Genomic DNA, 14,713 nt, shown 5'->3' with positions numbered 1-14,713 from the left:
GACCGCCTGAAGTAGGTACCGATGCGAACCACCACCGAACCGCACATCACCGCCACCACCCCCGAAGACATCGCGGACGCCTACCGCACCGTCCTCGGAAAGTTCTGCACCGGCGTCGTCGCCGTCACCGCACTCGACGACACCGGCAACCCCGTCGGACTGACCGTCGGCTCCTTCAGCTCCGTCTCCCTCGACCCCGCCCTCGTCGCCTTCTTCGTCGGCCGGGGCTCCACCACCTTCCCCAAGGTGGCCGCCTCCGGCCGCTTCTGCGCCAACATCCTCGCCGCCGACCAACACGAACTCGGCCGTGCCTTCGCCCGCAGCGGCACCGACAAATTCCGCGGAATCGACTGGACCCCCGCGACCACCGGATCACCGCGCCTCGCCGGCGCGCACGCCTGGATCGACTGCCACATCGACCTCGTCCAACCCGTCGGCGACCACGACCTGGTCGTCGGACGCGTCGTCGAACTCGGCGCCACCGACACCCCCGACCCGCTGCTGTTCTACACCTCCACCTTCCATCAGCTCACCCCAGCGAGCCCCGCATGAACACCGTGGAACAGTGCCTCGAACAGCTGCGCGCCGGGAAACCGATCCTTGTCCTCGACGACGAAACCCGTCAGAACGAAGCCGATCTCGTGATGGCCGCACAATTCGTCACCACCCAGAACGCCGCCTACTTCCTCCGGCACACCTCCGGCTTCTTCTGCGTCGCGATGCCCGCGGAACGAACGCGCGCTCTCGGTCTCCCCTTGATGGTCGGGGATCCCGACAACCCGCTGGGCACCGCGTTCACCGTCAGCGTCGACGCCGCCACCGGCACTTCCACCGGCATCAGCGCCGCCGACCGGGCCCGTACCATCCGCCTGCTCGCCAACCGCGAGACCGTCGACACCGACCTCACCAGGCCCGGTCACGTACTCCCGCTCCGTGCCCGCGACGGCGGAGTCCTCACTCGGCCCGGCCACACCGAAGCAGCCGTCGACCTCTGCACCCTCGCCGGTCTCTCCCCCGTCGGGCTGATCTGCACGGTCACCAGCGCAGACAAACGCGACATGCTCCGTGGGGACGCCGTGCGCGCCTTTGCGGTACGCGAGGGCGTCCCCGTCGTCACCATCGAACAGCTGGTGAACTACCGGCGCCGCACCCTCAGCATCGAACGCTGCGCGGAGGCTGCTGTCCCCACCGACCACGGCACCTCCACCGCCATCGTCTACCGCTCCACCAACGGAGTCGAACACCTGGCGATGGTGTTCGGCGACCCGGCCGGCACCACCGCCCTCACCCGCGTCCACAGCGAATGCCTCATCGGCGACGTCCTCGGCTCACGTCGCTGCGACTGCGGCGCACAACGCGCCGCCGCACTCGAGCGCATCGCCCAAGCCGGCGCCGGCGTCCTGCTCTACCTGCGCGGACACGAAGGCCGCGGGATCGGACTGGCCGCGAAGATCGCGGCCTACCAGCTCCAAGACCATCTGGGACTCGACACCGTCGACGCCCACCTGCGACTCGGGTTGCCCGTCGACACCCGCGACTATGCGGCCGCGATCCTCCGCGATCTCCGCATCGACCGCATCAACCTACTCAGCAACAATCCCGCCAAGGCGGCAGGTCTCGCCGCGGCCGGCATCACGATCGCTGGCACCACACCCCTCGACATCGCACCGAACGACCACAACACCCACAACCTCGCGACCAAGCGGGACCGGCTCGCCCACAACCTCATGCGCACGACGCTGACGGCACCCCGCACGCAGCCGCGACGGAGGACGGGCGGTTTCGACCGGCCATCTTCTATTTCGATTCCTGGCGGAACGTAAACCGAGTGACACAGCTCGACCCGGTCGACGTCGCCGGACACGTAGTGCAACTACTCGAGTCCGGCCGTCGCGAATCGACATACAAACTGGTGACGCTTCTCGCTCTCGTCGACATTTGCGTCGAGACGCGGCCGCACCGGACGGCAGCCTCATGGTGCCGACTAACGAGATCATTCACCGGATCGTTGCGTCCTACTGGCCGCAGTCTCGTGTCTTCAACTTCCGTGGCCAACTGTCTCAGAATAGGACCGGACGCTCGATACCGGACCGTATCGCCGACGTTCGCACACAGCTTGCCGCCTTGGGTCTGAGGACAGGCTCGAAGTCCACAAGTTATCGACCCTGAGAGACGGGGTTAAGTTGTTGCCTCGGAGCAACGATGAGCGGTTCGCGATGAACGCTGGGCAGGCTGCTCGTGCCGCCCTCCAGTATGCCCAACAGATGTCGAAAGGGAGTCGGATGTGGCCACCACCGCAATGGGTTAGCGGGCGATATCCGAGGACCAACTGATTCGAAGCGCCGATCGATTTTCGCCCGGCGCAACTGCGACAAGCACGTGTGGTGACCGACGCCGTGATCTGGACATCGTCGCCACTAGCGGCGAAGATTGATCCAGCCGTCGGAGGCCGCTAGACGGTCCCTAAAACCCCTTCGACCAGCGACGAACCGCACAGGTCCTTCTACACCCAGTTTGCAGATGTTTCCTCCATCCTTTTTGGACCAAATTTGACTTAGCCTGGCTTCACCTCCGAACTGCGGAGAGATCTCGGACCCTTCGATTATCAACTAACAAGTGTGGAAGGTCGCTCGCACGCCGCGTCTTAAGGAGCCAACGAAAAGAAGCCACGCACGGTTCCCGCCTGATCCCCGACGAGCATGGCTCGATCCAAGAAACTGTTCTGTGTCTCGCAGCTTGTCTCGGGCAAGAGAACGCAGGCGTGACACGCAGCCATGTTGACGCTGCCAGCACCGCTGGCCTCGGCTTCCATGCATAGCGGGTCGTTCGAGCACCACTCCGTCCGTGCCAAGGCAGAACGAATAGTCCGGGAAAGCTGCTCGGGTTCCCCCTGTGCCACGACTCCACCAAGGCTGCCCGCCGAGTCGCTAGTGGCTGTGTAGATCAGCAACCCCGACATGTCATCGTCCACATAGAGGCGTTCTCTGAGCGAGGAAGCCGGGTACCCCCCATCAAGGCTCCATTCGTTGATCAGCGTGTGCGCGAGGGTGTGGAGTAGTAGCAGCCTCGGAGTGACGTGTGATTCGGGGTGCTTCGCAGATCCCGATTTTGGGCTGGCACCGCGTTCACGAAGCAACGCATTGTGATTCGCTCGAACCCAGTCGCTGCGCGCGATCACAGCGTGGTCCGACTCCCATTTCGACAGTCGGGTGGCGTCGAGTTGAAGGAATACGCCCTCACCGCTTACCTCCATCGCTGGCAACCAGTCCAGATCAGCGGACGAGAGCCTCGCCAGTCGCCGATCAGAGTCCGCTTCAGTCGGTGCTTCGCCCCGAACGAAGGACGACAGCGCGCGCACCTCACGAAGGCGCTTGACGAGCATGCTGCAGTCGATACCGAATTCCCGCACCAGGGCAGGGTCGCCGGTTGGTTTCTCGCAAACGAACTGTTGCCACTCGGCAGTGAATCTTTCCGGGTTTCCCTTGACCAATCGCTTGTACTCCTCCTGACGGAGGGTCGTATGCGCCTTGGTGGCGGGAGTTTCATTCTCACCCGCTCCCCCGTCGGCCTCCTGTATTGCTTTCACCAAGCTGATCACATCCTCCACAGTGGCGTCGAGATTCGCGAGCAGTGTCGGACGGGACTGGAAGTACCACCGGATGGAGTCCTCGGGAGCGGCAATCAGCTTGTGCTTCTCGATCAGCGCGTGCAAGCCTTCTCCCCATGGCGGAATCGACAGCGCGCTATGCATAATGGGATGCCAAGCAGAGGAGGAGCCTCGCTGCATCGCTCGCGGTTGCTGGTCGCATTCTTCCTTGGCCGAATTCCTCAGCCAGGGACGCTTCCCCTCACATCGAATTCCCAGATCCCTTAATGCCTTCGAGCGAAAGGCACCTTCCATAGATACCGCAGAAACTCCGCAACTGCAATGAATTTCAATCGATCTGAGCGACGCGGTGCTGCCGTTCGTGTGCAGCGACAAGCCTCCGCCGCAAAATCCGCTTTCACGGTCGACATTTCGGTGAACCCATTTCCAGAACGGAAAGTCGTCAATGTGACCGTATTCGCATGCGACGACGAAACGTGAAGGAACCAGATCTTCGATGCATTCAAGACATGCGGCCGATCCTACAGGCGAGTTGAATCTGGAGAACGATTGAAGAGCATGGCATTTCGGGCAGGTGTAGAAGTCCGGGAAGCGACGAACTCGTACACCGTCGGTACCCCGATCCGCGTCGGGTGCAGGGGGCAGGCGGAATGAACCAACTCCGAGAATCTGTGCTAGCCGCCGCTCGAATACCTCAGGGGCTTCACTGATATCCCATGAGTCCAGGCCCGCAACAATGAACGACTCGTTGTCGATCGCAATCATTGAGCCGACCCCATAGGTAGTGACGAGCTGGGAGCGGCGCACTGCACCCAGCTTTCGGGCACGCGGGGGCATTGGTGCTCCGCCTCGTCGCCGACGCGGAGGTTTCGGAGGTGTCATTTCGTCGCTCCTTTATTCTTCTCATAGAAGAGAGTCGATTCAGCATCGACGTCGCGCAGGCTCCACAGAGTCGACCAGCCTGCGCCGTCATTAGAATCATCATCGAAACCGCTTAACAATGCCCGTTGACGGCTTCCTCGCTTCGCCTCGTACACAAGATCTGGGTTATCCTCAGCCTCGGTGCGCCACCATTCGACAAAGTTCTCGCAGTGTGTCCTGGTCGACTCAAGTTCAGCGTCATCGATTTGTCGGGCCCGATCGAGGATGCGCGGTATAACTTTCGAATTGATGTCCCCGACATACTCCTCGATCCGACCTGCAGCCTTGTTATCGGACGCACGTGGGATCATCAGACGAGTCAGGGCAACGATGACGGCATGCAGACCACGGTCCCGCGACCGAGACGAAAACGGGGTAACACTTGTCGACTCGACCTCACGGTAGAGGGCCGAGTGAAAGCTCGGAAACTTCTCGTAGTGCGAGCGATCCCGCGACCTCGACGAATTGAACATCACTGCGACGAGTCCTGGATGCCGTCGTCCGACTCGGCTCGTCGCCTGGATGTACTCCGCCGTCGTTTGCGGCTGTCCCATTACTGCCATCAAACCTAGTCGGTCGATGTCGACACCGACCGAGATCATGTTGGTTGCCAGAAGCACGTCAAGCACGTCCGGGTCTGGTAGTTCACGCTCAAGGATCTTCAGACGGCGGGGTATCTCGCTCGAATCTGCCCGGCTACTGAGCTCGATCAAAGCATTCGCCGAGCGGATACTCCCGGAATCGTCGCGTTTCGCGAGCACTTCCAGCCGGTCTTGCACGTCGCCGAAGACCTGCAGCTCGGCAGCGGAAAGCAGCCGCAGGCTGTTGAAATAGCCAACGAGGGTCCAGTACGCGTCAACGACCTTCGGATCCGCTTCCGCTGCTGCGGCATACGCGGCGTTCAGCAAAGCCGCGTAGGTGCGCACGAGTAGAGTCGCCTGGCTTCCACTGGGTGTGAACAACCCGACGTAGCGGCGTGAAGCCTTGTCCTGGCGCGGCGTCTCTACGGCAAACCAAGAGTCCCGTGAATCGACTCCCGCTGGCGGGAACTGAGCCGTTTCCCGATCGAAGAGTGCCCCCACTTGATTGGAGGCGCGACGGATCGTTGCTGTCGATGCGATTACCTTCGGCTGCTCGGCTAAGACATCCACTGCGGTTTCGTAAAGCCCTGTCAGTGTTCCTAGTGGACCCGAGATCAGATGAAGTTCATCCTGCACAATCAACTCCGGCGGCTTGACCCCCTCAATATCGCGGTTGAACAAGGCCTTCGTCTCAGGTCGCCATGGCATGGATGCAAATTTGTCGACTGTCGAAATGACCAGCGTGGGACGCGCGTCATAGACCGCTTCGTCGACAAGGTGGATAGGCAGTCCATCGCCCTCATGGAACGCACAGACCGCATTTGGGCAGTGCACCAACATCCTGCACAGGCCGATTCGAACGTCGTAGTCCGACGCGCTGAGCGGTTCGCCGCACCAGGGACAGTTCTGGAGCTGTACAGGATTCTCCCTCTGCAGGGACTTCAGAGGGTTCTTTCGCAGATCCTCCAGCTGAATTTCCGCGTCTTTCAGGTAGTTCGGCGTCGCCGACCTTCCCACCCACATGCCAATAGAAATTCGAGTAGCACCCAGATCTCGGTGTTCGTTACGCACACGCTCCATCGCGCAAATCAGAACCGTTGCACGTTCAAACTGTTGGAGCGTCAACAGGCGCAGGGTGTAACGCATCAGCACCGTGACCCCGCCACCGTTTGCGTTGTCTCGCAATCGGCGAAGGAACACAGTGAACGCGATCAGCCCCAGGTATGCCTCAGTCTTGCCGCCACCGGTCGGAAACCACAGGAGGTCAGCGACCTTCCTGTCTTCATGGTCGGGGTCGACGATGCCTTCGAGGCACAAGAGCATGAATGCGATCTGGAACGGGCGCCACCGTCCGATACTTGTGTCAGGGGAACCGATTCTCCCGTCCTTAATCCACTTGCTTCGAGCGCGCTGCTGAGCCATAGCCTGATTTGCCAGCTGAAAAGCTTGGAGAACCTTTGGTTGCTCGGTATCCGCAAGCAACGCCAACCCGCGACGCATCCGCGCGAGCGACTCTCGGCACAACGTGATCTGTTCGTCGGCCACGCTCGCGTAGTCGGTGCCGGCCAGGACATCCGCGTCGGCTGATCGGTCTTCGATCCACGACTGGTAACCGTCGAGAAGGCGACTCAGAGCCGAAGCCACCTCCTCACGGCTGCCGCTACCGAGGCCGGACATCCCAAGGGCGTTGTCGTCAATCGTCGGATTGGAGTCCGTCAGCAATACTTCATGGGTAGGTATGAATTCGGTTCTGAGACGGGCCACAGCTGCCCGGTCAGGTATCGGCGCCCGCACGGCCGGCGGTTCCCACTCCCAGGCGACTGAGCAACCGTGGCCCACTGCGAAGGACGGAGCGTGGCGGTGTAGGAGCCTACTCAACGCTTGCTCGGCGTCGACGGCGCCGGCACCCACCGCGCGCTCCACAAACGGGAGAGTTCCTTGCGGCCCGGAAACGACGATCTCAGGTTGGAAGAAACAGTAGGCGTCCTGCAGATCGAATTCGCCTGTCCGCAAGGTGTTCACGATAGTCACCGTCACGGTGACCACCCCGTCCCTGTCTGCACGCCTTACAAGCGTGCGCAGCTCAAGCCCGGGACACAGCGCAACGGGCTCTTGCATACCCGTGCTCGTCAACATGATCGACACCGTGCCGTACTCCGTCGGAACCCGACGCCAGCGTTCTTTCTGCTGCTCGGTGCTGCGCGCATCGCTGCGCTTAGGCTCCACCGGTAACCCGTTCTCATCCTCCGGCGCATACTGGGCAGCTCGCACCGTGACGTAGATGCTACCCGTAATCTCTGGCGCGACCCCAAACGTCAGCCCCATAGACGAAGGTTTGCGGCGATTGGTAAGTGCAACGCCCAGGTCCGCGGTCCCCTGTTCAGGATCATCACCGCTGACGACGTCCGGCGCATCTTCGACACTACTCTCGTCGTCAGTCGTGACAGTTACATCTTCGCCGACTCGGGGAAACAGAACACCGATCAGGTAAGCGGTGATCGGGGCGTCATCTGCGAGGACTTCGTGCGGGCCACCTTGCGGACCGAGCAGGTCAGACCGAAGCGCCGCACGCAGGTCGGATCGAAGGGTGTAGTGCGCATCGTGATCGGGAATGCTCACAAGACGGTCCCGCCTTCCTCGTCAAATTTGTCGGTCTTCCAATCGAAATGCCCCAGTCCACAAAGCCGGGGAGCGATCCACACCCCGCGATCGCCCAACCCGCAGCGTTCGGTGACCGATGCGGAACCAGCAACCGACTCCACTGCATCTATCTGGAGGCCGGAGATCCTCTGGGGCCATCGCCTCACGTCATATCCTCGACTGAGCTTCAGAAGCCTCCACAGGTCTTGGCGGAACCGTTCCGAGGTCACACCGACTGGACGACCGTCATGGAAAATCCCGAATGGCGGGCTCTCCACGGAAGACATCGGCAGATCGTGGAGACGACGAAGCTCGACAGCATCTCCCGCGTGCACGCTCTCGTGCAGGTACCGCTGCGCCCCGGCGGCATCCGAGTCAGACTCGGCAGGGGCGTCATGACATACGTCGACTTCGAGCGCCTCGATGCCGTTTCGTGCCCACCTTTCGCGGCCTCCAACATACCAGCGTTCGACAGGCATATATCCACGATGCGCCTTGCGCAACATCCAAGTAGATGGTTTCGCAATGCGATACAGATCATCACGAGCTCGCGTCATGGCAACGTACAGGAGACGAGCTTCCGCTGGTATATCCACCCCGTCGCTTCCCCGGCTTTTGAGCGCCTCCGGTTCCACGATCAAAACTCGGTCGAACTCGAGCCCCTTTGCCCGATGGACGGTAGACAATACGAGAGAATGAACAGGTTCCGCGGTCAGTTCATCCGGCAGGCGACCTTCAGCAACGGCCCGGCGAATGCCCTCGATATCCAGACGATTTCCTGAACTCGCCGCAACACGACGCAATACACGCCACACGCGTGCCGGATCGTCAGTGACAGCCTGAATCCCCGACACGATTTCGACGAACTTCTCTTCGGTGAGCGTTGCGCCGCGCGCACACAGCAGTAACTGCGTCACCCATGCCGGTGCCGGGCGCGCCCGCGGTGAACGTTGAATTCGGTGTGGGACGCCATACTTGTTCAGATCCTCTGACAGACGAAGCACCTGGCCATTGTCACGACACAGGACCGCCGTCGTCCCGCCAGACAGCTGGAGGGAATCCTGAACAAACGGGTCGCTCACTTGCCCAAAATCAGGGACTGAATCGAGCACCGAACACAGTTCGGCGTGAACCATTGATGCTTCAGCATCGGCCGCAGCCTGATCAGCCGGCAACCCCTGAAGGCGCTCGCCGAACGGGAGGGCGACTCGCGCTTCGGACGTACGCGCCCGAAAATTGTCCCCCAGGGTCACTTCGACAAGGTCGTCAGCAAAAGACACGCGCACCCAATCGAAGAATCGGTTCGTCTCGGCCGCACGCTCGTCGAGATCCGCAACCTGGAATCCGTAAATCGACTGCGCCGCATCACCAACCACGGTGAATCCGCAGCTGTCGGCATATCTATCCAACAGCGCTTCAACCATCTCTCGCCGCACTCCGACGAGGTCCTGGACCTCGTCGATGACCACATGCGCCGGAGCACCGTGCTCAAACTCGTCGACAATTCCGCTTTCAATGGCTACGACGGCTTGCGCAATTCGCCCATCGAATGTCAGACCTGCGAGATCCTCCCGACTGTAGCCAGCTTGCAGAAGAACCGACCGCGCCCACCCATCGAAGGTCTGCGCACGAACTCGACGAGCCGTCGTGGCCAACCGATCCACCCGATCACGCAGTTCGCGTACCGATGCCCTCGAAAAGCTGAGTACAAGGATTTCGCTGGCTGACAGCTCTTCCACTCCGGTTAGGTACTCGAGGCGATATGTAAGGGTTGTCGTCTTACCTGCCCCAGCACCAGCGGTCACCAAAGTCATAGCACTCGAAGGCTGCTCGACCACCGCCATCTGGTCAGAAGTGAGACCGACAGCCTCCGTGCCAGTCATCGTCATCGCTGTTCCTCTTGCCACAGGTACTCGAAGTCGGTGAAGGCCAGACTGTTATCAAAGTTGGTGATGTTGTCTCTCATGTCAAGAATCAAGCAGCTATCCTTGCCGCCGTTCCGCACACCGCGAAGCCCCCTACCGATCATTTGCTGGTAGACATTCGCGCTGTACACCGGCCGCGCGATAACGACCGCACGCGTCGCGGGAGCGTCGAACCCCTGCGAGAGAACTCCGTAGTTGGTGATGACCCGAATCTCTCCCTTCCGAAACGCATCAACCCGCTTACGGCGTTCGGACAGGGGCGTCGCAGAGTCAATGGCTACGGACCGGATGCCCTTGTCGCTGAGCTTTGCTGCAAGGAACTTCGCGTGCTCGACGGATGTGGCAAACACGAGCACAGGCCAGTCCGACGGCAGGTTGGTTATCTCTTCGATGAGTACCTTGTTGCGGTCGCCGTCATCGGCAAGACGCTGCTCGGCGCTCTTAGGTAGGAATCCATTGAGCTTCTCGACTTCGGCCAACTCATGTGGGCGGAGGGCCATGTCGGCGCCTACGAGTTCACGATGCTCCACTCGAGACAGGATTCCCAGATCCTGCAAGCGCGAGATTGGTTTGTCTCCCAAGATTCCCTTGTCCATGCGCTGGTCACCGAATCTCTGCGCCAGACGGCGGGTTAGTTCCGAATCATTGCGAAATGGTGTCGCTGTCAATCCCACGAGAGGGCGTGAAGTCGTGCGGTGGGTGAGGCCCAGCTGCTCGAGAATCCCAGTGTATTGGGGCGATATCGCGACGTGCGCTTCGTCGACAATGACGAGCGAGGATTCGCGCAGCCACGCATAGTCATCGGCATCCAGGCACGACCGCAGCTTCGCATCTGTCGCTACCACGAGATGCGCACGTCCCGTCACCGGAGTCGCCGAGTTATTGTGCCAGAGTCTGTCGATGATCAGTGCTTGGCCCGGGCCAACCTTTTCCCACACAAACTTCCACGACTGCACAGCCTGCTCGCAGAGTTCCCCCGTTTGCGCGATCCACAAGATCGGCCCTCCGGGGGCGCCCGAATCGCGGATCCACCGAATCACACCTTCAGCCGCAACCCGAGTCTTTCCCGCTCCGGTAGGCAGACTCAACATTGCGCGCTGAGGTGCCGAACTGCGCAGAAACTCGACGAATCTGGCAGCGATCTCCTCCTGATATTCGTGTAGCGACGGGAAATCAGACGGCCCCTCCGCCTCCTCTCGTTGTGGTGGTGATGGAATACGGGCACCCGCAAACGGATCTGGGAAGCCCAGATCGGTTACGAACTTCAACGCTGCATATCCACCGTCAAAACGACTGGGGGTCCCGGGGAGTCGAGAAGCGATTTCCTTGGCATACGCCCGCAACACGCCGTCGTCGTGTGCGCTGTAGGCCAATTCTGCCAAGCGGCGTACATTCGGCTCCCTGCCTGACTCCGCGGTCTCACTGGCGACGAGCCCGTCGGGTAATCCGCTGCGCAAGTCTGCCTCCTCGATAAGCAGCGCCAACTTGTCAACGACGCTCGAGCATCTACGAATCTCATTGATCCGTGCCTTGAGCGCCTGGTCCTCCTCCTGCTTGCGCTGCGCCTCGAGAACCAAACGGCAGCCGCTGACACCCAGGCCGAACCCGAATTCACCATCCGCGAGCACCAAAGCGGATTCCTCGGAGGAGGCGGCGGGGACCAGCACGGTGCTCTCCTCACGAGCACTCTTCAACGGCGTCAACCTAGTGCCGCTCGGCGTTCGGACGACCTCTTCCAGATCACTACATCTTTGTAGGACAAGTCCGTTGATCCGCGAACCAAGTCGCTGACGCAGCGCGGGATACACATCGGCGATCGCCGTCGCCGGCCCAGTTGCGACCCATCGCACGCGCTTTTCGATGACGTCTGCAACTGTCCGCATTCCCCATTCCCGGATCATGAGATCAGCCTGCTCAGCGTCGTTCGGGGACTCGACAAGCAAAGCGGGATGTTTCTCGCGGATCAGCTCAGCGTATTCCTCCTTATTCAACGCGACCGCAATATCGCCGTCCGGTAGAAGATCCCAGCTGTCGCCAACTCGGCATCGAACAGCTTCTTCGTCGAGTAGCAGGTCGTATGCCACCCGAATCAGAAGAGCGTACGTTCGCCCCACGAATCCATCGTCTGTGCTCTTCTTCACCATCGCGAGCAGATCAGACCAACGCTCAGACTCGACCTCCCCGACTCGTGTGGGGAGACGGAGGCGCTGTGCCTTCACCGAACTGATCTTCGCGACGGGTAGCACCTCCGCGTAGTCCTGCAACTGCGGCCCTACTGCGTCGACCAATGAGCGCAGGCCCCTTGAGGTGTCGACCGCACCGTAGGTTCGAATGAGCCACCGGATCGGCGACATGACCTGAACACGAGTGTTCCCTTGACGGCCGATCGTGCGGCTCCAATTCTCGATCAGACCTTCATCAGGAATAGCGCCTAGGAACGCTGCTTTTCCATCCGCCGACAACCGTTTGAACAGGTGCAGCGGTCCTGCAGTGGGTGCGCCTTCGAACCTGATTGTCTTCAGCTGAACACGCTTCTCGGTAGCACCAAGCTCTCCGCAATAATCGTCGTACATCGCCTGCGTGTACTCCTCGAACCAGCCGTCCTCTTCTGGCTTGAAACCAGTGGTTGGGCGATCCGTCACGCCTAACTCCCGTAATATGGACCTGTCGTCAGCGTGGAACCTAATATCGACCGTAAGATCACCATCGCGCGAGCCGTCCGCCGGCACGACTATCCCGGGCCAAATAGAGGCTCTAATCGGGATAAATCTGCCTTCAACGGTCTTAACCTGCAAAGTCGTGTCAACATTCTTGACCTTGTCACGAATCGTTCGAGTTTGAGAGGCTCCTCCCGCTTTCCGTAGTAGTTCCCAGAAACGAGTCCAAGATTGCGGCGTATATCCGCGGAATCCCTGATCTAGAACGCTGTGAAACCGCCCCTCCGTGTCTGCTTCACGGATGCCGAGTTTATCCAGGAGAGGCAGAATAGATGCGTTCTCGGCGATACTCTGGTGGACATACTCCAGATCATCTCGCAATCCGTCCTCAACCGATCGACGGAACAACTTGCCTGCGATTGGCGCAACGAACTCGCCATCCTCGGTCATAACGATCTTCGCCGCGCGAGCGTCTGTCGCCTCTGTCGCAAAACTCGATCCGTCCAGGTCGTGCTCGAGCAGATGCGCGAGCACCCGGATGGCTGCTGCAGAAGCCTCCGCCGTGCCATCCTTGACGAGTGCCTCGAGCCAGTCACGAGTCGACTCCGGCTCATCATGGGAGGCGGCTTCGAGGATGTGATTCATCTTTCCTCGACGTGAACCCGGCCCTTCCACCGAATGGTGAACCCAGTTGCGGGGGCGTCCGGGGTATTCCCTCCAGAGCGCCAAAGCCTGATCCGAAAGCTTGTCCCGGTGAATGCGAAGCTCGCTCGGCTTTCGCATCTTGCCATCCTGGTCTGGCAGCGAGGAACTGTGCGCAGCAAGCCTCCAAATTTGCTCGGTGAGTTCCTTGCAGGCCCAGTTGGGTGACTCCTTAGCGCGGCCGGGAAGCAACGGCAAGTACGCAGCCGGATCGTCCGGAACCGACAATTCTTTCAACGAATTGACTACCAATTCTGCCGATACTTTGAGCAGCTCCCTATTCAGGTCGCTACTGTCAAGCAGATTCTGACGATCCTCGTTAGTCTTCCACGCCGCATTGAGCGCACCGCTGAGAGTAGTCGGGTACTTGGTCGGAAAGTAGGACCAAAAAGTGCCACGGTCGTTTGGGACAGTCCTGTACGAAGATCCGGGCGAAATCGTGTAGTTCGGCACCGCCCATGAGATATCAATAGTTACTCGGTCGTGCAGCTCTCCCGCCGATTCGCGCACTTCCTCAGTCACCTGGTGCGGTCTGGTAAACACATGAAAGCTCTCCGAGCTCGCTTTCGCACCAGGTCTCGATTGATGAATCGTGCGGAACTCTCCTTGGTGCCCTACATGTATTTCGCGACGAACGACGGGCATCTCTCGCCGGTCTTCCAGGACCACACTGCCCACATGGGGCGAAAAGAGCTGGAACAGATGAGGGAACTCCCGACCGGGTGCGGCCAGTCGGTTCTGAGCGCTCTGATGGAAGTCATCGCCCAGACGTGCGTCCGCACCGTGCACCAGTGGGAGCCGCACCACGGTACTCGCCCATCCGAGCATCTCATCGAGGATTTGGTCGCGCGCGCGCTCGTACGCTACATCGAGCGCGCGCGCCAACCGCAGCACCGGCGTCTCGCCCACCGACTCCAGAGGAACAAGCCCCTTCTCGCGTCTCCCACTATTAACTGCACTGAGAATCTCGGCAGCCGACCAGTCCGCATCGAAGCCGAACGAACCGGTCTGGCTGAAAAATTGTGGGGTCCGGGTCACTGACAGCACTGATTTCACGCCCACGCCGAAGCGTCCGATCTGGCCACCACGTTTCTTGGAAACGCCCATACGCAGGATTGTGTCGACTCCTTCCGGAGTCATCGGCGACCCTTCGTTGGCGCAGTACAGGTACTCCCCCGTAAGCACGGCCTGAATCTTCCCCCCGCAGTGCTCGTCTGCACGCAACTCGTCCGCAGCGTTCTGCACGAGTTCGAAGAGTTGACGGTCCCCGTAACCGCCCTGGTGGATGCGCCGCTCGCCGTTCGCATCCTCCTCGACCCGAAGGGGGTTATACGCATATGTACCGAGGGCCAGCTCGGTGAGCTGAGCAATTTTCGTCAATACGGCGTTGCCGTCAGAAGTGATCATCCGCGGTTCATCCCTCGATGCTGGCGCTGGCCCCCCGATGGTGCCATCTGATGTCCGAATCGGTGCAGTGCGATAAAGAGTTACACGCTGGGTCTGACAGGGTTGACCAAGGGCCGTCAAACTTTCAATAATTCGTAGCGTCGCGACCCACGCTACATCCCCCACCAGCAACAACAGGTCGATCGCGAGTTTGCAATTTGACACTGCCCCTGATGTCAAATGCGCGCTGATAGGATTGCCGACCGTTAACCGGACATCTTACGAACGGATCGT

At 60.5% G+C, this 14,713-nt stretch carries 6 protein-coding genes; 2 read left to right on the top strand and 4 right to left on the bottom strand.

Going from position 1 to position 14,713, the window contains the following annotated elements; all coding sequences use genetic code 11:
* Positions 1-21 precede the first annotated feature (21 nt).
* Positions 22-552, top strand: a complete 531-nt coding sequence (locus BLV94_RS38950; protein WP_072944238.1) for a flavin reductase family protein — start codon at positions 22-24, stop codon at positions 550-552.
* Complete coding sequence (gene ribB, locus BLV94_RS38945) at positions 549-1,823, top strand: 3,4-dihydroxy-2-butanone-4-phosphate synthase (protein WP_083395810.1); 1,275 nt, start codon at positions 549-551, stop codon at positions 1,821-1,823. Before BLV94_RS38950 ends, ribB begins: the two co-directional genes overlap by 4 nt.
* An 821-nt stretch (positions 1,824-2,644) precedes the next feature.
* Here the strand turns inward: ribB and drmB are convergent.
* From drmB to BLV94_RS38925, 4 genes are read right to left on the bottom strand one after another with little or no spacing between them, the layout of a single operon-like run.
* The gene (gene drmB, locus BLV94_RS38940; protein ID WP_255314995.1) at positions 2,645-4,444 is read right to left on the bottom strand and encodes a DUF1998 domain-containing protein; all 1,800 of its coding nucleotides are present in this window, start codon (positions 4,442-4,444) and stop codon (positions 2,645-2,647) included.
* A gap of 41 nt (positions 4,445-4,485) precedes the next feature.
* Positions 4,486-7,728, bottom strand: a complete 3,243-nt coding sequence (locus BLV94_RS38935) for a helicase-related protein (protein ID WP_072944234.1) — start codon at positions 7,726-7,728, stop codon at positions 4,486-4,488.
* Positions 7,725-9,638, bottom strand: a complete 1,914-nt coding sequence (locus BLV94_RS38930) for a UvrD-helicase domain-containing protein (protein ID WP_072944232.1) — start codon at positions 9,636-9,638, stop codon at positions 7,725-7,727. The genes BLV94_RS38935 and BLV94_RS38930 overlap by 4 nt, the downstream gene beginning before the upstream one ends.
* Complete coding sequence (locus tag BLV94_RS38925) at positions 9,635-14,440, bottom strand: sacsin N-terminal ATP-binding-like domain-containing protein (protein ID WP_072944231.1); 4,806 nt, start codon at positions 14,438-14,440, stop codon at positions 9,635-9,637. Before BLV94_RS38925 ends, BLV94_RS38930 begins: the two co-directional genes overlap by 4 nt.
* Positions 14,441-14,713: the final 273 nt, after the last annotated feature.

This window comes from Rhodococcus koreensis (assembly GCF_900105905.1).
Classification (GTDB): domain Bacteria; phylum Actinomycetota; class Actinomycetes; order Mycobacteriales; family Mycobacteriaceae; genus Rhodococcus_F; species Rhodococcus_F koreensis.
Note: the sequence above shows the minus strand (reverse complement) of the source record. Positions and strands in the feature narration are given on the sequence as shown.

Coding starts and splice junctions, on each gene's coding strand:
- BLV94_RS38950 (WP_072944238.1), top strand. CDS start 22: ATGCGAACCACCACCGAACCGCACATCACCGCCACCACCCCCGAAGAC.
- ribB (WP_083395810.1), top strand. CDS start 549: ATGAACACCGTGGAACAGTGCCTCGAACAGCTGCGCGCCGGGAAACCG.
- drmB (WP_255314995.1), bottom strand. CDS start 4,444: ATGCCCCCGCGTGCCCGAAAGCTGGGTGCAGTGCGCCGCTCCCAGCTC.
- BLV94_RS38930 (WP_072944232.1), bottom strand. CDS start 9,638: ATGACGATGACTGGCACGGAGGCTGTCGGTCTCACTTCTGACCAGATG.
- BLV94_RS38925 (WP_072944231.1), bottom strand. CDS start 14,440: ATGATCACTTCTGACGGCAACGCCGTATTGACGAAAATTGCTCAGCTC.